General features: G+C 71.3%; 22 protein-coding genes and 1 pseudogene. 11 read left to right on the forward strand and 12 right to left on the reverse strand.

Translation table 11 applies throughout. The features are described 5' to 3' along the window. Positions 1 to 388, reverse strand: a pseudogene (locus tag D0D15_RS01865) (hypothetical protein); the annotation flags it as partial. Positions 389 to 445: 57 nt separating this feature from the next. Beyond that, positions 446 to 1279, reverse strand: a complete 834-nt coding sequence (locus D0D15_RS01870; RefSeq protein WP_094003442.1) for a helix-turn-helix transcriptional regulator — start codon at positions 1277 to 1279, stop codon at positions 446 to 448. A gap of 101 nt (positions 1280 to 1380) precedes the next feature. On the opposite strand from D0D15_RS01870, the gene D0D15_RS01875 reads away from it, so the two are divergent. From D0D15_RS01875 to D0D15_RS01885, 3 genes are read left to right on the forward strand one after another with little or no spacing between them, the layout of a single operon-like run. Continuing rightward, on the forward strand, positions 1381 to 2793 hold the full coding sequence (locus D0D15_RS01875; protein ID WP_094003441.1) for an MFS transporter: 1413 nt from the start codon (positions 1381 to 1383) through the stop codon (positions 2791 to 2793). A 52-nt stretch (positions 2794 to 2845) separates the two neighbouring features. Further along, entirely contained in the window at positions 2846 to 3370 is a 525-nt protein-coding gene (locus tag D0D15_RS01880; protein WP_094003440.1) for an RNA polymerase sigma factor, read from the forward strand. Continuing rightward, the gene (locus D0D15_RS01885) at positions 3363 to 4232 is read left to right on the forward strand and encodes a VOC family protein (RefSeq protein ID WP_094003439.1); all 870 of its coding nucleotides are present in this window, start codon (positions 3363 to 3365) and stop codon (positions 4230 to 4232) included. The genes D0D15_RS01880 and D0D15_RS01885 overlap by 8 nt, the downstream gene beginning before the upstream one ends. 1 nt (position 4233) lies before the next feature. Here D0D15_RS01885 and D0D15_RS01890 read toward each other — a convergent pair whose 3' ends face one another. After that, entirely contained in the window at positions 4234 to 5538 is a 1305-nt protein-coding gene (locus tag D0D15_RS01890; protein ID WP_115944187.1) for a UDP-glucose dehydrogenase family protein, read from the reverse strand. 157 nt (positions 5539 to 5695) lie between these two features. Between D0D15_RS01890 and D0D15_RS01895 the strand changes: the two genes are divergently transcribed. After that, the gene (locus D0D15_RS01895) at positions 5696 to 6454 is read left to right on the forward strand and encodes an SDR family NAD(P)-dependent oxidoreductase (RefSeq protein WP_094003437.1); all 759 of its coding nucleotides are present in this window, start codon (positions 5696 to 5698) and stop codon (positions 6452 to 6454) included. A 207-nt stretch (positions 6455 to 6661) separates the two neighbouring features. Here D0D15_RS01895 and D0D15_RS01900 read toward each other — a convergent pair. Then, positions 6662 to 7530, reverse strand: a protein-coding gene (locus D0D15_RS01900; RefSeq protein ID WP_369806741.1) for an IS5 family transposase whose coding sequence is annotated in 2 segments (ribosomal slippage) — positions 6662 to 7177 and positions 7180 to 7530 — 867 coding nt in all. Because the reading frame shifts where the segments join, the coding sequence is not laid out codon by codon here. A 49-nt stretch (positions 7531 to 7579) separates the two neighbouring features. After that, entirely contained in the window at positions 7580 to 8722 is a 1143-nt protein-coding gene (locus tag D0D15_RS01905; protein WP_094003436.1) for an erythromycin esterase family protein, read from the reverse strand. Positions 8723 to 8804: 82 nt separating this feature from the next. Between D0D15_RS01905 and D0D15_RS01910 the strand changes: the two genes are divergently transcribed. Then, the gene (locus D0D15_RS01910; RefSeq protein ID WP_094003435.1) at positions 8805 to 9512 is read left to right on the forward strand and encodes a TioE family transcriptional regulator; all 708 of its coding nucleotides are present in this window, start codon (positions 8805 to 8807) and stop codon (positions 9510 to 9512) included. On the opposite strand, the gene D0D15_RS01915 is transcribed toward D0D15_RS01910, so the two are convergent. Further along, positions 9496 to 11130: a TM0106 family RecB-like putative nuclease gene (locus D0D15_RS01915; RefSeq protein WP_094003434.1), complete on the reverse strand. Its 1635-nt coding sequence runs from the start codon at positions 11128 to 11130 to the stop codon at positions 9496 to 9498. The two genes, D0D15_RS01910 and D0D15_RS01915, sit on opposite strands and share 17 nt — an antisense overlap. A 103-nt stretch (positions 11131 to 11233) precedes the next feature. Here D0D15_RS01915 and D0D15_RS01920 point away from each other — a divergent pair, with 103 nt between their 5' ends. Continuing rightward, positions 11234 to 11698, forward strand: coding sequence for a DUF6474 family protein (locus D0D15_RS01920; RefSeq protein ID WP_094003433.1), 465 nt, complete (start codon positions 11234 to 11236; stop codon positions 11696 to 11698). A gap of 6 nt (positions 11699 to 11704) precedes the next feature. On the opposite strand, the gene D0D15_RS01925 is transcribed toward D0D15_RS01920, so the two are convergent. From D0D15_RS01925 to D0D15_RS01940, 4 genes are read right to left on the reverse strand one after another with little or no spacing between them, the layout of a single operon-like run. Beyond that, a complete protein-coding gene (locus D0D15_RS01925; protein ID WP_094003432.1) occupies positions 11705 to 12667 on the reverse strand; it encodes a glycine betaine ABC transporter substrate-binding protein in 963 nt (320 codons plus the stop codon). Next, entirely contained in the window at positions 12664 to 13440 is a 777-nt protein-coding gene (locus tag D0D15_RS01930; protein ID WP_115944188.1) for an ABC transporter permease, read from the reverse strand. The genes D0D15_RS01925 and D0D15_RS01930 overlap by 4 nt, the downstream gene beginning before the upstream one ends. Further along, positions 13437 to 14582: an ABC transporter ATP-binding protein gene (locus tag D0D15_RS01935; protein WP_094003444.1), complete on the reverse strand. Its 1146-nt coding sequence runs from the start codon at positions 14580 to 14582 to the stop codon at positions 13437 to 13439. Before D0D15_RS01935 ends, D0D15_RS01930 begins: the two co-directional genes overlap by 4 nt. 37 nt (positions 14583 to 14619) lie before the next feature. Continuing rightward, on the reverse strand, positions 14620 to 15267 hold the full coding sequence (locus D0D15_RS01940) for an ABC transporter permease (protein ID WP_094003430.1): 648 nt from the start codon (positions 15265 to 15267) through the stop codon (positions 14620 to 14622). A gap of 187 nt (positions 15268 to 15454) precedes the next feature. Here D0D15_RS01940 and D0D15_RS01945 point away from each other — a divergent pair, with 187 nt between their 5' ends. From D0D15_RS01945 to D0D15_RS01960, 4 genes are all read left to right on the forward strand, one after another. Next, positions 15455 to 16009 carry a hypothetical protein gene (locus D0D15_RS01945; protein WP_233157040.1) on the forward strand — a complete coding sequence of 185 codons (555 nt, stop codon included), beginning with the start codon at positions 15455 to 15457 and terminating at the stop codon, positions 16007 to 16009. A 25-nt stretch (positions 16010 to 16034) separates the two neighbouring features. Further along, positions 16035 to 16763, forward strand: a complete 729-nt coding sequence (locus D0D15_RS01950; protein ID WP_094003428.1) for a YcnI family copper-binding membrane protein — start codon at positions 16035 to 16037, stop codon at positions 16761 to 16763. Then, a complete protein-coding gene (locus D0D15_RS01955; protein WP_094003427.1) occupies positions 16763 to 17296 on the forward strand; it encodes a copper resistance CopC family protein in 534 nt (177 codons plus the stop codon). Before D0D15_RS01950 ends, D0D15_RS01955 begins: the two co-directional genes overlap by 1 nt. Before the next feature lie 150 nt (positions 17297 to 17446). Beyond that, the gene (locus D0D15_RS01960) at positions 17447 to 18472 is read left to right on the forward strand and encodes a copper resistance D family protein (RefSeq protein WP_094003426.1); all 1026 of its coding nucleotides are present in this window, start codon (positions 17447 to 17449) and stop codon (positions 18470 to 18472) included. A 155-nt stretch (positions 18473 to 18627) separates the two neighbouring features. Here D0D15_RS01960 and D0D15_RS01965 read toward each other — a convergent pair whose 3' ends face one another. Together D0D15_RS01965 and D0D15_RS01970 are read right to left on the reverse strand one after the other, a co-directional pair. Then, the gene (locus D0D15_RS01965; protein WP_094003425.1) at positions 18628 to 19536 is read right to left on the reverse strand and encodes a phosphotransferase family protein; all 909 of its coding nucleotides are present in this window, start codon (positions 19534 to 19536) and stop codon (positions 18628 to 18630) included. Between the two features lie 4 nt (positions 19537 to 19540). Further along, positions 19541 to 20923, reverse strand: a complete 1383-nt coding sequence (locus tag D0D15_RS01970; RefSeq protein WP_094003424.1) for a helix-turn-helix domain-containing protein — start codon at positions 20921 to 20923, stop codon at positions 19541 to 19543. A 287-nt stretch (positions 20924 to 21210) separates the two neighbouring features. On the opposite strand from D0D15_RS01970, the gene D0D15_RS01975 reads away from it, so the two are divergent. Then, the gene (locus D0D15_RS01975) at positions 21211 to 21537 is read left to right on the forward strand and encodes a hypothetical protein (protein ID WP_094003423.1); all 327 of its coding nucleotides are present in this window, start codon (positions 21211 to 21213) and stop codon (positions 21535 to 21537) included. Positions 21538 to 21547 lie beyond the last annotated feature (10 nt).

Raw genomic sequence — 21547 nt, forward strand, 5'->3', positions numbered from 1 at the left:
CCCCCTGACCGGCCCACCCCGCCGTACCACCCTCGACCTCGTTCTTCAAATCCCCCGCGACCGCACCCACCTCGGCCGCCACATTCGCCCAGGTATCCGAAAACGACTGGATCACCGGCGGATCCCCCGCCAACCAGTCCAACGCCTCCTTCAACGGCCGCACGTGCTCGATCAACCACGCCACCCCGTACTGAGCCAGCGTCCCCAGCGGATCGATCACCATCGACAGAACCTCGAGACCAGTGCCCAACGCACCCAGCCCACCCTCGACCCACGACCCGTCCTTGATGCCGTTCGACAGGTCCTGCGCCGACTCCAGAATCCCGATACCGGTGACCGCCGTCGTCTGGGACTGCGCCTGCGCCACCAGCGGATTGCCCTCGGTCATCCGTCCCCCAATCCTCCGGGGTACGACGGAACCAGCCCGCCTACCGGTTCCGCAAGATCAACGCGCCCGCAACTTGGCGGTCGTCTCGCTGTCCGCGGGGGTGTAGGTGGTCAGCCGGACTTCGGAGTGCCTGCCGAACCACAGGTGGGTGAAGTCGAAGGTGAGCAGGCCGGCTTCCGGGTGCACGAACACCTTCGTCAGGTTGCACAGCGGCTGCACGTCGTGCTGGTTCCACACCGCCTCGAACTCCGGGGACTCCTGCCGCAGCCGCTTGACCAGCGCCTTCCAGCCCGGTTCGGCGATGTGCTCGGCCATCGAGGCGCGGAACTGCGCGACCGTGCGCGGCATCCCGTCCCCCCAGTCCCGCAGCCGCGCGCGCCACCTCGGGTTCGTGAAGCACTGCAGCAGCGAGTTGCGGTCCTCGAACGGGATGCTGTCCACGTCCATCAGCCAGTCGAAGGCGGCGTTGTAGGCGAGGATGTCGGTGCGCGCGTTCTGCACCACGGCGGGGAACGGCTCCAGCTGGTCCAGCATCGCCCGGACCTGAGGCGTGACGACCGTGCGGTCCACCTCGATCGGGGGTTCCGGCAGGCCGGCGAGGGTGTAGAGGTGGCTGCGCTCGTACGGGTCGAGCCGCAGGGTGCGCGCGATCGCGTTCAGCACCTGCTCCGACGCGCGGATGTCGCGGCCCTGCTCCAGCCAGGTGTACCAGGTGACGCCCACCCCGGCGAGCTGCGCGACTTCCTCGCGGCGCAGCCCGGGTGTGCGCCGACGGCCGCCGGAGGGCAACCCGACCTGCTCGGGCGAAATCCGTTCCCGCCGGCTGCGCAGGAACGACGCCAGCTCACGACGGCGGATCTCATCGGTGGAGGCGGCCAGGGCGGTGGTCATGATCCCAGCCTGGCACGCCACCGACCCTGTTACCAGGTAGTCCGGATACCTGGATAAGCACTCACTGGTACCAGTCTCCAGCCGCGTTGATCGTGGTAGTCATGACGACAACCCTGGCGCCGGCCGAGACCCGGCCGGCACTGACCCGAGGCGGGCTGTCCACCGTCCTGCTGGGGGCGGCGCTGGCGCCCATCGACCTGTTCATCGTCAACGTCGCACTGCCCACGATCAATGCCGACCTGCACACGACCACCGCCACCCTGGAGTGGATCGTCGCCGGGTATGGCATCGCGTTCGCCCTGCTGCTCGTCGTCGGCGGGCGGCTCGGGGACGCGTTCGGCCACCGCCGCGTGTTCTCGCTCGGCCTGGCCGCGTTCACCCTCACCTCGCTGGTCTGCGGGATCGCGCCGACCGCCGGGGTCCTCGTCGCGGCCCGCGTGGCCCAGGGCGCCGCGGCCGCGCTGATGGTGCCGCAGGTGCTCTCGATCATCCAGGCCACCACGACCGGCGAGCAGCGCTCGCGCATGATCGGCTACTACGGCGCGACCGGTGGAATCGCGATGGTCGTCGGGCAGCTACTCGGCGGCGTCCTGGTGTCCGCCGACCTGGCAGGCAGCGGCTGGCGGCCGATCTTCCTGGTCAACGTGCCGATCGGGGTGCTCGGCCTGGTCCTGGCCCGCCGCCTGCTGCCGGAGACCCGGGCGCGCAACCCGCTCGGCATGGACGGCTGGGGCACCGGGCTGCTCGGGCTGACGCTGCTCACGCTGCTGGTCCCGCTCATGGAGGGCCGCGCGCTGGGCTGGCCCGCGTGGTGCTGGGTGCTGCTCGCCGCGTTCCCGTTCGCCGCGGCGGCCTTCGTGACCGTGGAACGGCGGCTCGAAGCGCGCGGGGTGACGCCGCTGCTGCCGCCGTCGCTGGTGCGGATGCCGAGCGTGGGCCGCGGGCTGTCCGTCGCGGTGCCGTTCTTCGCCGGCTTCGGCGGGTTCCTGTTCGTCTACGCCCTCGTGTTGCAGGACGGGCTGCACCTCGGCCCGCTCGCCTCGGGCCTCGCGCTCACCCCGATGGCCGTCGCGTTCCTGGTGATGTCCCTGCTCAGCAGCCGGTTCGTGGCCCGGCTCGGCCACCACGTCATCGTCCTCGGCACCACCGTGCAGGTGCTGGGGCTGCTCATGTTGATCGGCGCGGTGCTGCTGTCCTGGCCGGACGTCACCGTCCTCGCCCTGACCCCCGGCATGCTGGTGACCGGCGCCGGGCAGGGGCTCGCCGGGCCGACGCTGGTCCGGGTCGTCCTGTCCCGCGTGCCGGCGGAGAGCGCGGGCGCGGGCAGCGGGATGCTCACCACGACCCAGCAGAGTTCGCTCGCGCTGGGGGTCGCGACGCTGGGCACGTTGTTCGTCGCCCTGACCGGCACGTGGGGCGTGGCGGGTGCGTTGCTGCTGGTCACCGGCGTGCAGGCGGTCATGATGGTAGGCGTGGCGGTGAGCGCGCGCCGGCTGCCGGACCCGCGCGGCTGAAAAATCCGCCCGGAGACGTCGGAGAAGCGCCGTCCCGGACGACGATGGGGGTGTGAGCGAACCGCGGGTACGACCGGACCCGGCCTTCGCGCTGCTCGACCTGTACGAGACGGCGCTGCCGGAGGTGTACGGCTACCTGCTCGCGCGCTGCGGCGACCGGGGCGTGGCCGAGGAGCTGACCTCGGAGACGTTCCTCGGCGCCGTCAGCGCGTGCCAAAACCCGGGCGCCCCGCCGGTGAGCACGCCATGGCTCATCGGGGTCGCCCGGCACAAGCTGGTCGACCACTGGCGGCGGCGGGAACGCGAGGAGCGCGGGCTGCGCGTGGTGCACGAGACGGAAGCCGCCTCGGTGGACCCGTGGGACGCCGAACTGGACGCCCTGCTGGCCCGCGAGGTGCTGGAGTCGCTGGGCGCGCACCACCGGGCCGCGCTGACGCTGCGGTACCTGGACGGGCTGCCGGTGCCGCAGGTCGCCCGGCTGCTGGGCCGGACCGTGCACGCCACGGAAGCGCTGCTGGTCCGGGCGCGAGCCGCGTTCCGGGCCGCCTACCGGGAGAAGGAGGTGCGGAATGACTGACCCCTTCGACGCCCTCCGCGCCCCCGTCCAGCCGGTCGACCCCGATCCGCGGTTCGCCGCCGAGCTGCGCGAGCGCCTGCGTCGCGCTGTGTTGAACGGAGGAGAGATGACCAGCACGGAAGCACCCGCACGGGCGGAACTGCACTCGCTGACCCCGTATCTCGCCGTGTCCGACGCGCGGCGGGCCCTGGACTTCTACGTGGAGGTGTTCGGCGCGCAGCGCCGCGGCGACCCGATCGTCATGCCGGACGGCCGGATCGGGCACGCCGAACTGGCGATCGGCGACACCGTCCTGATGCTGGCCGAGGAGTTCCCCGAGATCGGTCACGTCTCGGCGGCCGGTGGCGCAAGCGTCCGCATCGAGGTGTCCGATGTGGACGCCGCGGTGGAGCGCGCCGTCGAGCGGGGCGCGCAGGTGCTCGACCCGGTCTCCGACCGCGGGCACGGCCGCTCCGGCTCGATCCGCGACCCGTTCGGCCAGCGGTGGCTGCTCGCCCAGGCGCCGGTCCGCGCCAGCGGCCAGGACACCGCGCGGCACGGCCAGGCCATGTACTTCACGTTCCAGGTCCCCGACGACGAGGCCGCCAAGGCGTTCTACGGCAGCGTGCTCGGCTGGCAGTTCTCGCGTGGTTCCGTCGAAGGCGCCTGGGGTTTCGAAGGACCCGGCCTGGAGGGTGGCCTGTGGGGCGGGCCGCGGCAGGTCGGCTGGAAGCTGATGTACGCCGTGGACGACGTGCCCGCCGCGGTGGAGCGGGTCCGGGCCGCCGGCGGTCAGGTGACCGAAGTGGACCGGAAGCCGTACGGCCTGACCGCCGACTGCGTGGACAACCAGGGCATCGAGTTCTGGCTCTGGCAGCCGTGAGTCAGCCGGGCAGGGCGACGCGGGCCGGGCGGGGGCGGCCGAGCCCCACATAGGACAGTCCGGCGCCGGTGATGGTCCGCGGCTCCAGCAGGTTCCGCGTGTCCACCACCCCGTCGCCCTGCATCAGGTCCGCCGTGTAACCCCAGTCCAGCTTGGTGAACTCGGCCCACTCGGTGAGCACGACGATCGCGTCGGCGTCCTTGGCCACCTGGTAGGGGTCGTCGACCACGGTCATGCCGGGCAGCGCCGCGCGCACCGCCGGGTCGTAGGCGGTGACCTCGGCGCCGTGCGCGGCGAGCATCGAGGTGACCGACAGCGCGGGCGAGTCGCGGAGGTCGTTGGTGCCGGCCTTGAACGCCAGGCCCAGCACCCCGATCCGGGAACCGGCCAGGCTGCCGCCCACCGCGCCGGCGATCTTCGCGACGATCCGGTCCCGCTGCGCGATGTTCTCCACGATCGCCGCGGTCAGCAGCGAGAAGTCGAACCCGACCGACTCGGCGACCTGCACCAGCGCGTGCGTGTCCTTGGGCAGGCACGAGCCGCCCCAGCCCGGGCCGGGCTTGAGGAACGACCGGCCGATGCGGCGGTCGTAGCCCATCCCCTCGGTCACCGACACGATGTCCGCGCCCAGCCGGTCGCACAGTTCGGCGATCGCGTTGACGTAGGACAGCTTCATCGCGAGGAAGCAGTTCGCCGCGTACTTGACCAGCTCGGCGCTGGCCGCGTCGGTGATGACGTTCGGCGCGGACAGGTCGCGGTACAGGTCGGCGATGCGCCGGGCCTCGGCCTCGTCGTCGGAGCCGACGACGATCCGGTCCGGGTGCAGGAAGTCGGCGACCGCGGTGCCCTCGCGCAGGAACTCGGGGTTGGCGACCACCGGCACGTCGTCGCGGCCGAGCAGGGCGCGGATGCGCTGGGCGGTGCCGACCGGGACGGTCGACTTGGTGACCACCGCGCACCCGGACGGCAGGACGTCGGCGATCTCGCCGATCACCGCTTCGACGGCCCGCAGGTCGGCGGCGCCGCCCGCGCCCATCGGGGTCGGCACGCACAGGTAGACCGCGTCCGCACCGGCCACCGCGTTGCGGGACCCGACGACGAACCGCAGCCTTCTCGCGGCGAGCCCGCGCGTGACCAGTTCCTCCAGGCCGGGTTCCAGGATGTCCACCCGTCCCGCGGCGAGCCGGGCCACCTTGACGTCGTCCACGTCCACGCAGGTCACCTGGTGTCCGAGGGCGGCGAGGCAGGCCCCGGTGGTCAGTCCGACGTATCCGGTGCCGATCACGACGATGCGAGCTCCGCTCATGAGCCGACGGTGACAGCCGGAGTTGACCGCAGTCCTAACGGAAGTCGTCCGCGCCGAATACGTCGCGCGACGGGTGAGGAGGGCCACGCCGGTGCCACGCAAACGAGCGTTAACCTCATGGGCAGAGCAGAGTGGCCGGCCACGGAAGGAACCGTTCATGCAGATCAAGGACACTGCCGCGATCGTCACGGGTGGCGCGTCGGGCCTCGGCGGCGCCACGGCGAAGGCGCTCGCCGCGCGGGGCGCGCACGTGTTCGCCCTGGACCTCGCCGCCGGGATCGAGAAGGCGGAGAAGGTCGAGGGGATCACCTACGTCGAGGCGGATGTCACCGACGGTGACCAGGTGGCGGCGGCGGTGGAGCAGGCCGCGGGCGGCGCGGTGCCGCTGCGGGTCGTGGTGAACTGCGCCGGGATCGGGCCGTCCGCGCGGATCCTGTCCAAGAAGGGCACCCACGACCTGAACCTGTTCCGCAAGGTCATCGAGGTGAACCTGATCGGCACCTTCAACGTGACGACCCTGGCCGCCGAAGCGATCGCCAAGACCGAGCCCGTCGAAGACGGCGCGCGCGGCGTCATCATCAACACCGCTTCGGTCGCCGCCTTCGACGGGCAGATCGGGCAGGTCGCGTACTCGGCGTCGAAGGGTGGCGTGGCCGGGATGACCCTGCCCGCCGCCCGCGACCTGGCCTCGCACGGCATCCGGGTCATGACGATCGCGCCGGGCATCATCGACACCCCGATGCTCGCCACCGTTTCCGAGGAGTTCCGCGCCGGCCTGGCGGCGGGCGTGCCGTTCCCGAAGCGCCTCGGCCGGCCCGACGAATACGCCCAGCTCGCGGTGAACATCGTCGAGCACGACTACCTCAACGGCGAGGTCATCCGCATGGACGGCTCGCTGAGGATGGCCCCCCGCTAAAGGGTGTTCCGGAAGCGGCTTGCGTAGCGGCGCGGGTAGCGGAACCTGAGACGGCCCCTGGCTGTGGGATCGCCTCCTCATGTATGCCGATACACCACGTCGGCGCTGTCCTCGCCAGGAGCCGCCTCAGAACCCGCGGCGGTGCCGGTTGACGGCCCGCGCAAGCGGCTCCGCCGCTTGAGAAGAACCTAGGAAGTGTCCTGTAAGTCATCGGAGCCAGAGGATGATGGCGGCGATGGTGAGTTCGGCTTGGTAGTAGGCGGCGCGTTTGGCGTAGCGGGTGGCTAGGTCGCGAAACTGTTTGAGCCGGTTGAAGCAGCGTTCGACCATGTTGCGCCGCTTGTAGGTCTCGGCATCGAAGGCGGGTGGTCGTCCGCCGCGTGAACCTCTGGCGACGCGGCGGGCGATCTGATCCTCCCGCTCGGGACTGACGAACCGGATCCGCCGATCCCGCATCGCTTGCCGAGTTGAGGGGTGCGAGTAGGCCTTATCCGCGACCACACGATCGGGTCGGCATCGCGGCCTGCCTGGCCCGATCCGGGCGACCGCGATGCCGTCGAGCAGCGGCAGCAGTTGTGGGTTGTCGCCGGCGTGGCCGCCGGTGAGCAGCACCCGCATCGGCAGCCCGCGGCCATCGACGGCGAGGTGGATTTTGGTGCTCAGTCCTCCGCGGGAGCGTCCGAGTCCTTCCCCGTCGACCGCGAGCGCCTCGACGCCGGGTGCGCAGCCCCCTTTTTCCGGGCGCCAGCAGCGTGCTGGTGCGCCCGGACCACGCTCGAATCAACCGAAATGACCCACTCGACCTCGCCGACCGAGTCGTCTTTGACGATCACCTCGTCCAGAATCTTCTGCCAGGTGCCATCCGCGGTCCACAACCGCAACCGCTCGTGCGCGGTCTTCCACGGCCCATACCGTTCGGGCAGGTCACGCCACGGAGCGCCGGTGCGTAGCTTCCACAGAATCGCGTTGAGCACCTGACGGTGATCCCGCCACCGCCGACCCCGACCCGACACCGGCGGCAGCAGCGGCTCGATCCACGCCCACGCCCGATCCGTCACCTCACCCCGACCCACCACAACCCAAGATCAAACCAGAACCGCAGCTAGATCAATTACAGGACAGGACCTAGCCGCGCAGGGCGAGGGCCTGGGTGTCGGTGCCGGCGCTGACGTGCAGGATCGCGTCGGCGCCGTCCACCGTGTCCTGGTCCAGCGGGAAGTAGCCCTGCATCGGGTTGGTGTCGGTGCGGACGTCCGCCGGCGCGATGTCCCGCGCCGGCACCACACCCCAGGTCCCGATGCGGCGCTGCAGCAGCCCCTCGAAGGTCTCCGGCCGGGGCTCGCCCAGCTCGATCGCCCTGCTGCGGCCCAGGCTGCCGACGATCAGCCGGTACCGCTCGCCCACCAGCGACGACACGATGGCGCCCGCGCTGGACCAGTTCACGTCCATCGGCCCCATGCGCATGTGGCTCTCGTTGCGCTGCAGGTGGCGGTTCTGGGCGAAGACCAGCACCGGGCCGCGCTCGATGTCGCGGATGTCGAGCAGGTTCTGGGCCATCATCGCGTCGCGGAACGCGCTCATGCGGGTCCAGCGCGCGGTGTCCGCGCCGGGTTCGGCGGCCTGCCGGTGGTAACGCAGCAGGCCGAGACCCGCGGTGAGGTGGATCCTGGCCCGGTGCCACGCGGCGCGCGAGGTCGCCGCGATCAGCATCGGCGCGCTCGCGTGGAGGGTGACGAGCATGTCATCGGCGAGCACCCGGAGCCGGTCGGCCTCCGATGTGGCGCCGGGCGAGGAAGCCGCGTCCATCACCGCCTCCGTGCGGCTCCACCGTTCGTCGTCGCCGGTGAGGCCCGCGATGTCGTGGTCCAGGCCCAGGTAGTCGCGGGCGTGCTCCAGGTAGGTGCGCGGGCTGGGCGCGTTCATCATCTCGGTGGAGACGTCGAAGCCGTGGAAGGCGAGCGGCCGCTCGGCGGTCTTGTTGTACTCACGCATCCACTCGACCAGCCGCCGGTTGTTGTCGAGTTCGCCGAAGCGGTGCGAGAAACCGTCGCGCAGCACCGCGTCGAGCGTGCCTACGCCGTGCTGGACGTAGTCGTTCACGGTGAGCGCGGCGACGCGATCGGTCTCCAGGGCGATCCCGGTGAACCCGAGATCGGCCAGCTGCGCGAAGAGCTCGTTGCGGATCCGGGCGAAGGCCGACTCCAGGTGGGTGGGCTCGCCGAGGGCCAGGAAGTCGACGGCAGGGGTGAGCAGTTCTCGAATGTCCATGAGCCTCAATCGTATCTTTGAAACAACGGTTGAGACTTCACCAGCGATTTCCCCGGAACAGGTGGGGTAAAGTCTCCAACATGTGGTCACCTTGAAACCGGCCGACCTCGCGCGCGAGCACGGCATCTCGACCCAGGCGGTCCGCAACTACGAGCGGGACGGGTTCCTCCCGCCCGCCGGCCGCACGCCCAGCGGATACCGGATCTACACCGAGGCGCACGCGGCGGCGCTGCGGGCGTTCCTGGCGCTCGTCCGGGCCTACGGGCACGCGGTGGCCGGACAGATCATGAACGCGGTCAACGACGGACGGCTCGACCAGGCGCTGACGCTCGTCGACCGCGGCCACGCCCAGCTGTTGCGCGACCGCGAGACCCTGGATTCGGTGCGCACGGCGATCGGCCACCTGACCGAGACCCCGTCCGTTCCGGACGCCGCACCGCGGACGATCGGCGAACTCGCCCGGAGGCTCCGGGTCACGCCGGCGACCCTGCGCAAGTGGGAGGCGGCCGGCATCGTCGCGCCCACCCGGGATCCGGCGACCGGGTACCGCCTCTACCAGGCCGCCGACGTGCGCGACGCCGAACTGGGGCACCTGCTGCGGCGCGGCGGTTACCTGCTGGAACACATCGCCGCGGTGGTGCGGCAGATCCGGGCCGCCGGTGGCACCGAGGCGCTCGCCGACGCGTTGACGGCGTGGCAGGAGAAGCTGACCGCGCAGGGGGTGGCGATGCTGGACGCGGCCACCCACCTCAGCCGATATCTGCGCGTGGCGCCTACAGATCGCCCATGAACGGGATGCTGTTCGCGGTGGTGGTCATCCAGTGGCGCAGCGCGTGGGTGGCTCGCACGTCGTCCTCGTTGTAGCGCAGCAGCCGGTCACGCTGGCTCAGGTCCGGCTCGCCGCCGTCCATGCCGACCGCCTGGCGGTACCAGCGCATCGACGCCTCACCACCGGCTTCCGGGTCCCGCCAGGTGAACCCGGCCACCGGGGCGACGACCTTCAGCCCCTTGCCGCGCGCGCACAGGAACTGGTCGGACACGCTGCGGAACAGGTCCACCCACTCGTCGGAATCCACAAAGGACTGGATTTCCCGCTTGGCCGGCATGCCGGGGAAGTCGCCGAACCGCTCGACGGAGCCGAAGAGCCAGCGGTTCTCGGCCATCGCGTTGTAGCAGTAGGCCCGGAACGTCAGGCCCGCGGCGAGGGTGCGTTCCCGGACCTCGCGCAGCCACGTCCAGAACTCCGTGAACGACCGCGCCTCGTCGCCGGTGGGCAGCGGTTGCCAGGTGACGAACGCGCGGTAGCCCTGCTCGACGCCGATGTCCGCGCCGCTGAGCAGGCAGCCCCACAGGTAGGCGCCCGACTCGCCGAAGGACTCCATGTCGATGTCGACCTCGACGTCCGCGCGGGCCACCTCGACCTCGCGGACGCGGCGCACCATCGTCAGGTCCGCGAGCCACGCCCGAGCCAGTGCCACGGCGTCGGCGAACGGGCCGGACGTCCAGATGATCGGCGGCTCGTCGTCCGGGTCGAGCGCGGCGAGCTTGTCCACTGTGGAAACCCCGGCGCGGCGCAGCTCCATCGCGTCCTCACCGCGGACGACCAGGCTCACGTCCCGCATCGCGGTCAGCTCGGCCTCGCACGTCGGCCACCACGGGCACGTCCGGCACTCCAGCACGCGCGACGGTTCGGCCAGCGCGGGGCCGCCGGAGCGGGCGGCCTCGGCGATCGCCAGCCGGTCGGCGAACCGCAGGTCGTACTCGGTCAGCGCGGTGCGCCCGTTCGGCCAGGTGGCGGCGGTCAGGTCGTGCCACAGCACCACGTCGGCGTCCAGGCCGATGACGCCGCCGACGAGACGGCCGGACGCCACCCCGTGCGCCTCGAGCATGCGGCGCAGGTGGGCCAGGCGCATCTGGTCGCGCGGGTGGGAGCGGACCCGGCGCGCCGGGTCGGGGATCGCGTGACGCGGGTCCAGGTCGTGCGGCGGGGTGGTGACCGCGCCCGCGCCCGGGTCGGTGATGCGGTGCCGGACCACCAGCACCGGCAGGTACCCGCCGTCGGCGCGGACCAGCAGCTCCGACCCGCCGCGGCGGTGGCCGGCGCGGTCGGCGGGCAGCAGCGCGCCCCAGATGTAGCCGGCACCCCGCGCCATCGCCTGCTGGGTGGCGGCGGCGCGGTCCGGCGGCGGCAGCTCGCGGTCGACGACCACCCAGCTCGCGCCCGGGTTCGCCGCGATCAGCCGGTCGCGGATCTCGATCCGGTGGGCGGCCGCGTCGGCGATGCGCTGCTCCGCCGACGGGTCGGGCGGGGCCAGCGGCACCTCGCGCATCGCGGGGTCGTGGTCGAGGTGCACGCGACGACGGCAGCGGCTCACCGCGCCGGCCTCGAGCAGCACCTCAGTTTCCATGACACCTACTTTAGAGAGGACCACCGACAGTTCCGCGCCGAGTGTGAGCGGCGCATTACGTGCCGGACATGCTCCCGCCCGTGCCTGCCGCTACATTCAGCCCATGGCTCGCAAGAAGACCAGGACGCCGGCCGAGACGGGCATCACGCCGAAGAAGGCCAGGAACGCCGTCGCCGTGGCGAAGATCGTGGTGCCCGCGGTGGCCCCCGCGCTGGCACCGCTCGCGGTCAAGGCGGCGAGCGCGGTCCGCGACGCCTACGACCACTACCAGGCGCGACGGCTCGGGGTGCCGCTCGACCGGCTGTCGGAGTTCACCGGCCGCGGCGCGCACCTGCTGGCGCGGATCGCCGGCACGTCCGAGGCGCTGGCCGAGGTGCGCAAGGCCGAACGCGCGACCGACGACGACGTCCGCTTCGCGAAGGACTCCCAGGCGACGCTGGAGCAGCTGACCGCCGCCATCCGGGCGGCCGAACGCATGCCCGGGTCCCGCCGCAAGGCCGCCCACCAGGCGGTGACGGCCGAGCTGGAGCGGATCGAGGGCCAGCTGCTCAAGCGCCTCGGCGTCTGAGCCCGGCTACTGGATGAAGCCCTTCGAGATCATCCAGTCCCGCGCCACTTCACCCGCGTCGCGGCCGTCGACGTCCACCTGCTTGCACAGTTCGATCATCTGCTGGTTGTCCAGCGCCTTCGCGACGGGTTCCAGCACTCCGCGGACGGCCGGGTGCGCGTCCAGGAACTCCTTCTTCATCGTGACCGCCGCGTTGTACTGCGGGAAGAACCGCTTGTCGTCGGTGAGCACCCGCAGGTTCAGGCCCGCGATGCGGCCGTCGGTCGTGAAGATCTCGCCGAAGTTGCAGGTGCCGCTGGCGACCGCGGAGTAGATCGCGCCCGTGCCGAACGTCTTGACCTCCGTGGTCGGGAACCCGTACGTCTTCTGCACCCCCGGCATTCCGTCCTGGCGGCTCGCGAACTCGGTCTCGACGCAGAAGATCGCCTGCTCCGGGTGCTGCTTCAGGAACTCCGTCATGTCCGAAGTGGACCGCAGGTTGTGCTGCCGCGCGTACGCCTCGGTGGTGGCGAAGGCGTAGGTGTCGTTCACCGGCGAGTAGTCCAGCCAGGTGATGCCGAACCTCTCCTCGTCCGCCTTCTTCGCCGCGTCGAACTGGGCCTTCTCGTCCGGGATCGGCTCGGTGTTGCCCTGGTAGGAGATCCACGCGGTGCCGGTGTACTCCCACGAGATGTCGATCTGCCCGTTGATCAGCGCCTGCCGCGCGGAGTTCGACCCGCTGATGTTGGTCAGGTCGGTGATGTCCGCCCCGGCCGCCGACAGCGCCAGCTCGGCCATGTAGCCCAGGATGATGTTCTCGGTGAAGTCCTTCGACCCCACCGCGATGTTCACGCCCGCCAGGCTCGGCACCGGCCGGATCGATCCGGGCTTCACCTCGTACGGCAGCGCCGCGTTCACGTCCAGACCGCACGCGGTCAGCGACGTCGTCAGCAACGCGGCGCCCACGATCGCCTTGAGCCGGTGCTTCACGACAACCCCCTCGGTCCGAAGACGCGTTCCATGACCGCGCCCAGCCAGTCGATCAGCAGCGCCAGGCCGACCGCCAGGATCGCGCCGGTGACCAGCACCGGGACGCGGTTGAGCTTGTAGCCGGTGTCGATCAGCTCGCCGAGCCCGCCGCCGTTGACGAAGAACGCCAGCGTCGCCGTGCCGACCGCCAGCACCAGCGACGTGCGCAGCCCGGCCAGGACCAGCGGCACCGCCAGCGGCAGCTCGATCCGGAACAGCACCGCCCGGCCGGACATGCCGATCCCGCGGCCCGCGTCGATCAGCGCCGGGTCGACCGAGTTGATGCCGACGATCGTGTTCCGCAGCACCGGCAGCAGCGAGTAGAACGCGATCGGCAGGACCGCGCACCAGAACCCTTCCCAGCTGGTCCAGAGGAAGAACAGCACGATCACGCCGAGCGCGGGCGCGGCCTGCCCGATGTTCGCGATCGTCAGGAACACCGGCGCGACCGGCCGCGCCCAGGAGCGGGTGAGCACCGCGCCGAGCGGCACCGCGACGCCGACCACGATGACCGCGACCGCGACCGTGATCAGCAGGTGCTGCCAGGTCGCCTCCAGCAGCCGCGACGCGTTCAGGTTCTGCGACTCGATCGCGTCGTTGCCCCGCAGCAGCGCCCAGGCCACCACCGCGCCGACGACCACCACGACGACCGCGGCCTGCACCAGCAGCCGCGCCCGTTCCGCGCGGCGGGAGCCGGATTCGGTGGTGAACCCCTTGTCGACGGTCGTGGTCACGCCGGTCCCCCGTCGTCGGAGTGCTCCTCGCGCAGCCGCTGGATGGTGCCCATCACCGTGTCCAGCTCGATCACCCCGGCGTACTCGCCGCGCGCGCCGGTGACCGGCACGCCGCCGCCCTCGACGAGCATCGCCTCGAGCGCATCCTGCAGCGTCGACTGGAGGCTCACGTAGTCGCCGATCGGCTTGCCCACGTCCGCCAGCGACGACGCGCTGCCCAGGTCCCGCACGTGCACCCAGCGGACCGGGCGGCGCCGGTGGTCGAGCACCAGCGCGTAGGTGTTGCGCCGCGAGGTCATCCGCTCGCGCAGCTCGGCGGGCGAATCGGTGATCGACGCGGTCATCGCGTCCTGCTTCAGCTCGACGTCGCGCACCCGCAGCAGGGTGAGCTGCTTGAGCGAGGCGCCGGCGCCGACGAACCCGGCAACCGTGTCGTCGGCGGGGTTGGCCAGGATGGCGTCCGGGGTGTCGTACTGCAGGATCTTCGACTGGTTGCCGAGCACCGCGATCTTGTCGCCGAGCTTCACGGCCTCGTCGAAGTCGTGGGTCACGAACACGATCGTCTTGCGCAGCTCGGACTGCAGCCGCAGCAGCTCGTCCTGCAGGTTGCCGCGGGTGATCGGGTCGACCGCACCGAACGGCTCGTCCATCAGCAGCACCGGCGGGTCCGCGGCGAGCGCCCGGGCGACCCCGACGCGCTGCTGCTGGCCACCGGAGAGCTGGCGCGGGAACCGGTCGTGGAACTGCGCCGGGTCGAGACCGACCAGGTCGAGCATCTCGTCGACGCGGTCGGCGATCTTCTTCTTGTCCCACCCGAGCAGCCCGGGCACGACCGCGACGTTCTGCGCGACCGTGAAGTGCGGGAACAGCCCGGCCTGCTGGATCGCGTAGCCGACCTTGCGGCGCAGCCGGTCCGGGTTGAGGCTCAGCGCGTCCTCGCCGCCGATGGTGATCCGGCCGGACGTCGGCTCGATCAGCCGGTTGATCATGCGCATCGTGGTGGTCTTGCCGCAGCCGGACGGGCCGACCAGGATCACGATCTTCCCGGCCGGGATCGTCATGGTGACGTCGTCGACGGCAGGCTGGCGCGAGCCGGGGTAGCGCTTGGTGACGTGCTCCAGCTGGATCTCGACGCCGGACACCGCGCCGGAGTCCGCCTTGGCCGGCGATTCGATGGTTTCAGACACGGACACCCCTCGGAACGGTGAATCGGGCGATGAGGACGTAGATGCCGTCGAGGATCAGCGCGAGGACGACCACGCCGATCGTGCCGGTGAGGGCCTGGTTCATGGAGTTGGTGCTGCCCGCGTTGGTCAGCCCGGCGAACACCTCGGACCCCAGGCCGGGGCCCTTCGCGTAGGCGGCGATCACCGCGATGCCCATGAGCATCTGGGTCGCGACGCGCATGCCGGCGAGGATCGCGGGCCAGGCCAGGCGCAGCTCGACCCGCGTGAGCACGCCGAACCGGCTCATCCCGATGCCCTTCGCGGCGTCGGTGACCGCGGGATCGACCCCGCTCAGCCCGACGATGGTGTTCCGCACGATCGGCAGCAGCGCGTAGAGCACGAGCGGGATCACACTGGGCGCGACCCCGAGGCCGACGATCGGGATCAGCAGCCCGATCAGCGCGAACGACGGAATGGTGAGGACCGTGCTGGCCAGCGCGGTGGCCAGGGCCGATCCGATGGGGCTGCGGTAGACCGCGACGCCGATCAGGACACCGATGGCGGCGGCGATGATCGTGCACTGCACCACGGCGCTCACGTGGAGCCAGGCCTGCAACCCGAGTCTGCTCCAGCGATCGGCCACGTACTCGAACAGGTTCATCCCGTGCGGCCGCCTCCTCCCGATCAGTCGTTCACTCGTCCGGCCTACTTACCGTTGCCGAAAAACGTACGAGTCTCAACCACCGACACCGGCTGACAGTCCGATCGAGACCGATCCGGCTGGTCGGCCGCGTTCACCACCCGGGACGCGGTCGCGGTGATCAGCACCCGTCTCATACCCTGGATCAGTGAGCAGACGACCCCGGCGACACGGTGCGTTACGCAGCGTGCGCGGAGTCCTGCTCGCTTTCACCTCCGGCGGCCTGGCCGTCAGCGCGCACGCGCTCGCCCACGGCGGCGTGCCGGACACCGCGCTGACGCTGCTGCTCGTCCTGCTCGTCGGCTGGATCGGCACCGCGCTGGCCGACCGCACCCGCGGCCCGCTCGGCGTGCTCACCGTGCTCGGCGCGGCCCAGCTGCTGATGCACGTCGTGCTCGACGAGCTGATGCCGCATCCGGCGTCGATGCCCGGCGCGATGCTCGCCGCGCACGTCGCCGCCACGCTGCTGACCGGCCTGCTGCTGGCGTACGCCGAAGCGCTGCTGCACGTCGCCGCCGCGCGGCTGGCCCTGCTGCTGCCGGTCCTGTTCGGACCGCTTCCCCCACCGGTCCCGCTGCCCGCCGCGCCCGCTCCGGCGCCCGGCGTGCCGCAGGTGTTGGTGCTGTTGAGCCGCATGCACGCGAGGCGAGGCCCGCCCGTGCTCGCGACGCGCAACCCCCTTCACCTCAGCGCAGCGCGCTGACCCACTCTCTTCTTTCAGGAGCATCATGACGAACAACGCCGTCATCCGGCGCGGGCTCGTGCTGGCCGGCACCGTCGGTATCGCGGGCCTGCTCGGCGCGGGCGTCGCGTCCGCGCACGTCACCGCCAACGTCCTCGGCTCGGACCCGCGGCAGGGCGGGTACGGGGCGATCACCTTCCGCGTGCCGAACGAGGAGGAGACCGCCGCCACCGTCAAGGTGGAGATCGACTTCAAGCCGGAGTACGCGATCAGCTCGGTGCGCTACCAGCCGATCCCCGGCTGGACGGCGGAGGTCACCAAGACCCCGCTGCCGTCGCCGGTCAAGAACGGCAAGGGCCTGGACGTCACCGAGGCGGTCACGAAGATCGTCTTCACCGCGCAGCCAGGCACGAAGATCGGCCCCGGCGAGACCCAGTACCAGGACTTCGGCATCACCGCGGGCTCGCTGCCCGCGGTGGACGAACTGGTGCTGCCGGCCATCCAGACCTACGACAACGGCACCGTCGTGGCGTGGGACCAGGTCCAGGCTCCCGGAGCGGAGGAGCCGGAGCACCCGGCTCCGACCGTGAAGCTGGCCGAGGCGTCGGCCGACGGTCACTCGCACGACGCGACGACCGCCGCCGCCACCGCCGCGGCCGAGGACTCCACCGACGACACGGCCCGCTGGCTCGGCGGCGCCGGACTGGTCGTCGGCGCGCTCGGCCTCGGCGTCGGCGCCGGAGCGGTCCTGCGCGGCCGGAAGGCGTCGAAGTAATGCGCCGCCTGCTCGTCACGATCGCCGCCGCGCTGGTCGCGATGGTCGTCACCGCCACCCCGGCGCTGGCGCACAACGTGCTCGTCTCCTCCGACCCGGCCAAGGGCGCCACGCTCGACACCGCGCCGTCGCAGGTCACGCTGACCTTCGACGCGCCGGTGCAGGGCGGCAACGTCAACCAGGTCTCGGTCACCGGCCCGGGCGGTACCCAGTGGGCCGAGGGTGACGTGCGGATCAGCAGCAACGTGGTCACCGTCGCGGTGCGGCCGCTCGGCCCGGCCGGGCAGTACACCGTCGGGTTCCGGATCCTGTCCGCCGACGGGCACCCGGTGACCGGCGAGGTGCCGTTCACCCTCACCAAGGCCGGCACCGGCACCCCGGCGACGGCCAGTGCCGCGACCGGGACCGACACGGCGCAGCCCGCCGCGCAGTCCGGTGGCGGGGTCCCGGTGTGGGTGTGGATCGTCGGCGCGGTGGTCCTGCTGGCCATCGGGCTGACGCTGGCGCTGCGGATGGGCAGGGACAAGGCGTGACCCCGCGACAACGACGCACGAGCATCGCAGGGCCGGCCGCGGCCCAAGGAGCGCAGTGGGGAGGCGTCGCGGCATGACCCCGCGACAACGACGCACGAGCATCGCAGGGCCGGCCGCGGCCCAAGGAGCGCAGTGGGGAGGCGTCGCGGCATGACTACGGCGGCCGGGACCACCTCGCAAGTCCGTTACCAGGCGATCATCGCGATCGTCACCGCGGCGCTGGCCGGTGCGCTGATCGGCGTCGCGCTGACGGCCACCGCGCCGGTGCCGGGTGTGGCGGAGGTCAGCGAGGTGGTCTCGGCCGCCATCCCGATCGTCCGCGTGCTGCTCGACATGGCCGCGGTCACGACGATCGGGGTCGCCCTGCTGTCCGTGCTGGTCGGCTACGACCGGCCGAAGCTGACCGAGCCGATCATGCGGCGCGCCCGGCCGATCGCGCTGGCCGCGTCGCTGGTCTGGACGATGACCGCGCTGGTCACGCTCGTGCTGCAGACCGCCGAGTACCGACCGCAGGTGCCCACGGTGAGCTTCGCCGACATCTGGGACTACGTGGTCGGAGTCGGCGCGGGCAAGGCGCTGCTCGTCGTCGCCGTGCTCGCGCTGGTCCAGGTCGGGCTCGGGGTGCTGACGCTGCGGCACGGCGAGAAGGTGCCGGCCGAGGTGCGCGTCGGGCTCGGCCTGTTCGCCCTGCTGCCGCTGCCGGTCACCGGGCACGCGGCGAACTGGGACTACCACGACTACACGATGATCTCGATGGAGCTGCACGTCATGGGCGCGGTCGCGTGGACCGGCGGTCTCGGCGCGATGGTCGTGCTGCTCGCCGGCAACCGGACGCTGCTCGCGCACGCGCTGCCGCGGTTTTCCAAGCTGGCCACGCTGTGCCTGGCCCTGACCGTGGCGACCGGCCTGTTCAACGCGGTCGTGGAGATCCTGCTCAACCCGACGATCGACCTGGTCACCGCGCTGTTCACCACGCCGTACGGGCAGCTCGTCGTGCTCAAGATCGGGTGCGCGGCCGGGATCGGCGTGCTCGGCGCGATGGTCCGGTGGAAGCTGATGCCGCGGATCATCCGGCACGAGCGGACCGCGCTGGCGACGTGGGCGACGCTCGAGCTGACCGTCATGGGGCTCGCCTTCGGGTTCGCCGTCGTGCTCACCCGCGCCCCGGTCAGCTAACCGTTAGTAGCTGCAACTTGCACGGGTGGGGGATCGATTAATCCAGGCAGGGTGACTAGCTGGGCCGAATTTCCTACTGCCCGCACATGCCTCCGCACATACGACGAGCGGTCTCCTGCGGTCGGTAAATGTCCACGTATTTCCCAGGATGTGGACTAGCGGTAGCGGGCCCATTCGGTGCCGGCGCGGCCCGCGCGCAGGTCGCCCAGCCGCCGACGCAGCTCACCGCGCACGTGCGGGTGGCTGCGCAGGATCGGCAGCACGCTGGTCACCAGCTTGAGCTCGCGGGCGGCCCGCAGCACGGCGAACCCGTCCCAGCGGGTGACGTCGAAGCCGTAGACGTCGGCGAGCATGCGGTAGCGGCCCGCCGGGTCACCGAACCGTTCGCGGCCCACGGCCAGCGGCGTGAGGTCCCATTCCGGCGGGCCGACGCACGAGGAGTCGAAGTCGCACAGCACCGGGCCGTCCGGGCCGACGATCACGTTGCCCGGGTGCGCGTCGCCGTGGATCAGGCTCCGTTCCAGCGGGAAGTCCAGCTCGCCGAGCGCGGCCTCGACCTCGGCGCTGCGGCGCAGCAGGAACCGCCGGTCGTCCGGGTCGAGTTCCTCGGCGTCGGCCACGCGGGCACGCACGTCCGCCAGCGGCGCCCACTCGCCGACGCCCTCCGGCGCGGGCAGGGCGTGCACGCGGCGCAGCAGCCTGCCCAGGTCGGCGGCGGTCGCGCGGCGCTCACCGGGCGGGACCCGGACCCACGCCGTGACGACGTGCTCGCCGACGTGGATCGGCTGGTCGACCCCGGGCAGCAGGCGGATCGCGGGCACGTCGTGGGCCTCGAAGTGCCGCGCGACCCGGACGACCTTGGCGACCCGGTGCCGCAGCGCCCGCGACCCGACGATCCGCATCACGACGGGCGCGCCGGCCAGCTGGTAGACGGCGTTGTTGGTGAACCGGAGCAGCTCGGCGCCCCGGTGGTCCAGCCCGAGCAGGGCGCACGCCTCGGCCAGCGCGGCGGCCAGTTTCTCCTTGGTGAACCGACCACCCAACTCGTCCGCGACGGCGCGCATCTTCCTAGGCGGCGAAGAACGAGCTGATGCGCTCGTCCAGGTCGCGGGCGTCCGGGTTGTTGCGGCGCTTCGCCGCTTCCTCCTGCATCGGCATCATGCGGTCCTTCACGCGGGCCGACTTGAGGCCGTCCGCGGACTCCAGCGCCAGCCGGCCGATCCGGGCGCCGTGGTCGATGTCGCCGTCGATGAGGTGGTTGGTGGCCAGCGCGGCCTGGTTGAACACCTTGCTGCGCTGCATGTCCTCGCCGTAGGCGTCGATCGCCCTGGTCAGCGCCGGGATCGCGTACTGCGTGTGCTTCGTGTCGACGCCGCGGGCCAACACCGTGTGGACGGTGCCGATCATCGCGTAGACGTCGGTCTCGTTGAAGAACTTCACCCAGTCCTCGGCCTCGGCCACGTTGGCCCGGGCGAACTCGTCCTTGGCCAGGCCGAGCAGCTTGAGCGACTGCTCCTCGTTGCCCATCATCGCGTAGGCCCACGCCTGGTTCGCCGCGAGCACGGAGATCGCCAGCTCGGAGCCGGATTCCTGCGCCGCGATCTGTCCCAGCTGGAACAGCTTGAGCGCGTCGTTGGGCGCCTCCTGGTGCAGGTAGACCCGGCCCATCCGGTACAGGATGTTGGCCACCAGGTGGTCGTTGTTGCCCTGTTTCGCCAGCTCCAGCGCGTTGGCGAAGTGCCCGCGCGCGGAGTCCATCAGTCCACTGTCGAACGACGTCCAACCGGCCAGGCTGTGCAGGTCGGCCAGCGCCACGAACAGGCGCGACCGGACCGGGGTGGCGGCCGAGGAGTCGAGCATCTGCTGCCCCCAGGACAGCTGGGCCACCACGGCGTCGCGGCAGAACCCGCCGCCGTACTGGTAGTCGAGCGCGCGCAGCGCTCTGGTCGCGGCCTCGACCTGGCGCACATCGGTCATCCCGATGTGGCCGGGTGCCGGCGTCCTCGCGGGGCTCGCCGCCCATGCCTTGGGCGACGATCCCAGGATGGCCGCCCCCATCGTGACCTGGGCGGCGTGCGCGAGGAAGTTCCGCCGCTTCACGGACTCGTCCTCCTCAGCCTGCTGCTCGTCGGCGGCGCCGACGACCTGAATCTCGGTGGCCTCGTCGTAGGCGAGGCCCATGTATCCACGGGGGACACCCAGGCCGTCGGCGATCCGGGCGAGCACGTCGTAGGCCATCACCTGGCGGCCCTTGAGGATCTCCGAGACCTCCGACTGGGACTGGCCGGTGAGTGCGGCGATCTGGCGCTGGGAGATGCCCTCCTTGCGCAGGTTCCGGTACACGGCACTGATGTTGCGGGCGGCCAGGGCCTCCCTCATCTCCCGCTTCTCCCAGGCATCCGAGCTGATCGGATGTCCCTGGCGGCCATCAGTGTTCTCACCGGCGTCCATTGCGCCCCCTCACCGTCCAGTCCGGGCGTCGATTCGCAGCGTAGGCATACCCATTGAACCGTGGGAAACGTCGTTTCGGGACCCCTGATCGGTCGGGGTGAACTCCGACGACCGTTCACCGGCCCGCCCGCGCCGGTCGCCGCTGTGACCGCGGTTCGCCTTCTCTTCGGCTGCGGTTCATCGCAATCTAGTTCTCGGGTTCGGCGTGACCGAGCGGATACAGGCAGCGATCACGCAGAGCTACGACGAACACGGACAGCAAGCCCGACACAGAGCGGAGACACGCGGTGGAGTTCATGAACTCGATCTCGGCACCACGCGCCCAGGTCCACCGGCGGTCCTTCGCCCCGTCCGGTGCGCCGGTCGCGAGCCGGTCGGCGATGCCGGCCGCGGACCCGCGTGCCGCGCAGCTGCGCCGCTACGAGGGCGGCCAGCTGGTGTGGCGGGTGCAGTGCGGCGACATGATCAACCGCGACCGCTGCGTCACCGTGCTCGTCCAGGACGACCAGGTGGTCCTCGTCGGACCGCCCGGGGAAACGGCCCGCCTCACCGCGGGTCAGCTCGGCCAGCTCCAGGCGGCGCTGAACGAAGCCGCCAAACTGGCGGAAAGGTGACGGTGAGTTC

It is taken from the genome of Amycolatopsis thermalba, assembly GCF_003385215.1.
Classification (GTDB): domain Bacteria; phylum Actinomycetota; class Actinomycetes; order Mycobacteriales; family Pseudonocardiaceae; genus Amycolatopsis_E; species Amycolatopsis_E thermalba.

Bases quoted from the DNA above. Each gene is read 5' to 3' on its own strand.
- D0D15_RS01895 (WP_094003437.1), top strand. From the start codon at position 5,696: ATGCAGATCAAGGACACTGCCGCGATCGTCACGGGTGGCGCGTCGGGC.
- D0D15_RS01960 (WP_094003426.1), top strand. From the start codon at position 17,447: ATGACTACGGCGGCCGGGACCACCTCGCAAGTCCGTTACCAGGCGATC.
- D0D15_RS01870 (WP_094003442.1), bottom strand. From the start codon at position 1,279: ATGACCACCGCCCTGGCCGCCTCCACCGATGAGATCCGCCGTCGTGAG.
- D0D15_RS01915 (WP_094003434.1), bottom strand. From the start codon at position 11,130: ATGGAAACTGAGGTGCTGCTCGAGGCCGGCGCGGTGAGCCGCTGCCGT.
- D0D15_RS01940 (WP_094003430.1), bottom strand. From the start codon at position 15,267: ATGAACCTGTTCGAGTACGTGGCCGATCGCTGGAGCAGACTCGGGTTG.
- D0D15_RS01905 (WP_094003436.1), bottom strand. From the start codon at position 8,722: ATGGACATTCGAGAACTGCTCACCCCTGCCGTCGACTTCCTGGCCCTC.
- D0D15_RS01875 (WP_094003441.1), top strand. From the start codon at position 1,381: ATGACGACAACCCTGGCGCCGGCCGAGACCCGGCCGGCACTGACCCGA.
- D0D15_RS01890 (WP_115944187.1), bottom strand. From the start codon at position 5,538: ATGAGCGGAGCTCGCATCGTCGTGATCGGCACCGGATACGTCGGACTG.
- D0D15_RS01970 (WP_094003424.1), bottom strand. From the start codon at position 20,923: ATGGACGCCGGTGAGAACACTGATGGCCGCCAGGGACATCCGATCAGC.
- D0D15_RS01885 (WP_094003439.1), top strand. From the start codon at position 3,363: ATGACTGACCCCTTCGACGCCCTCCGCGCCCCCGTCCAGCCGGTCGAC.
- D0D15_RS01955 (WP_094003427.1), top strand. From the start codon at position 16,763: ATGCGCCGCCTGCTCGTCACGATCGCCGCCGCGCTGGTCGCGATGGTC.
- D0D15_RS01950 (WP_094003428.1), top strand. From the start codon at position 16,035: ATGACGAACAACGCCGTCATCCGGCGCGGGCTCGTGCTGGCCGGCACC.
- D0D15_RS01965 (WP_094003425.1), bottom strand. From the start codon at position 19,536: ATGCGCGCCGTCGCGGACGAGTTGGGTGGTCGGTTCACCAAGGAGAAA.
- D0D15_RS01920 (WP_094003433.1), top strand. From the start codon at position 11,234: ATGGCTCGCAAGAAGACCAGGACGCCGGCCGAGACGGGCATCACGCCG.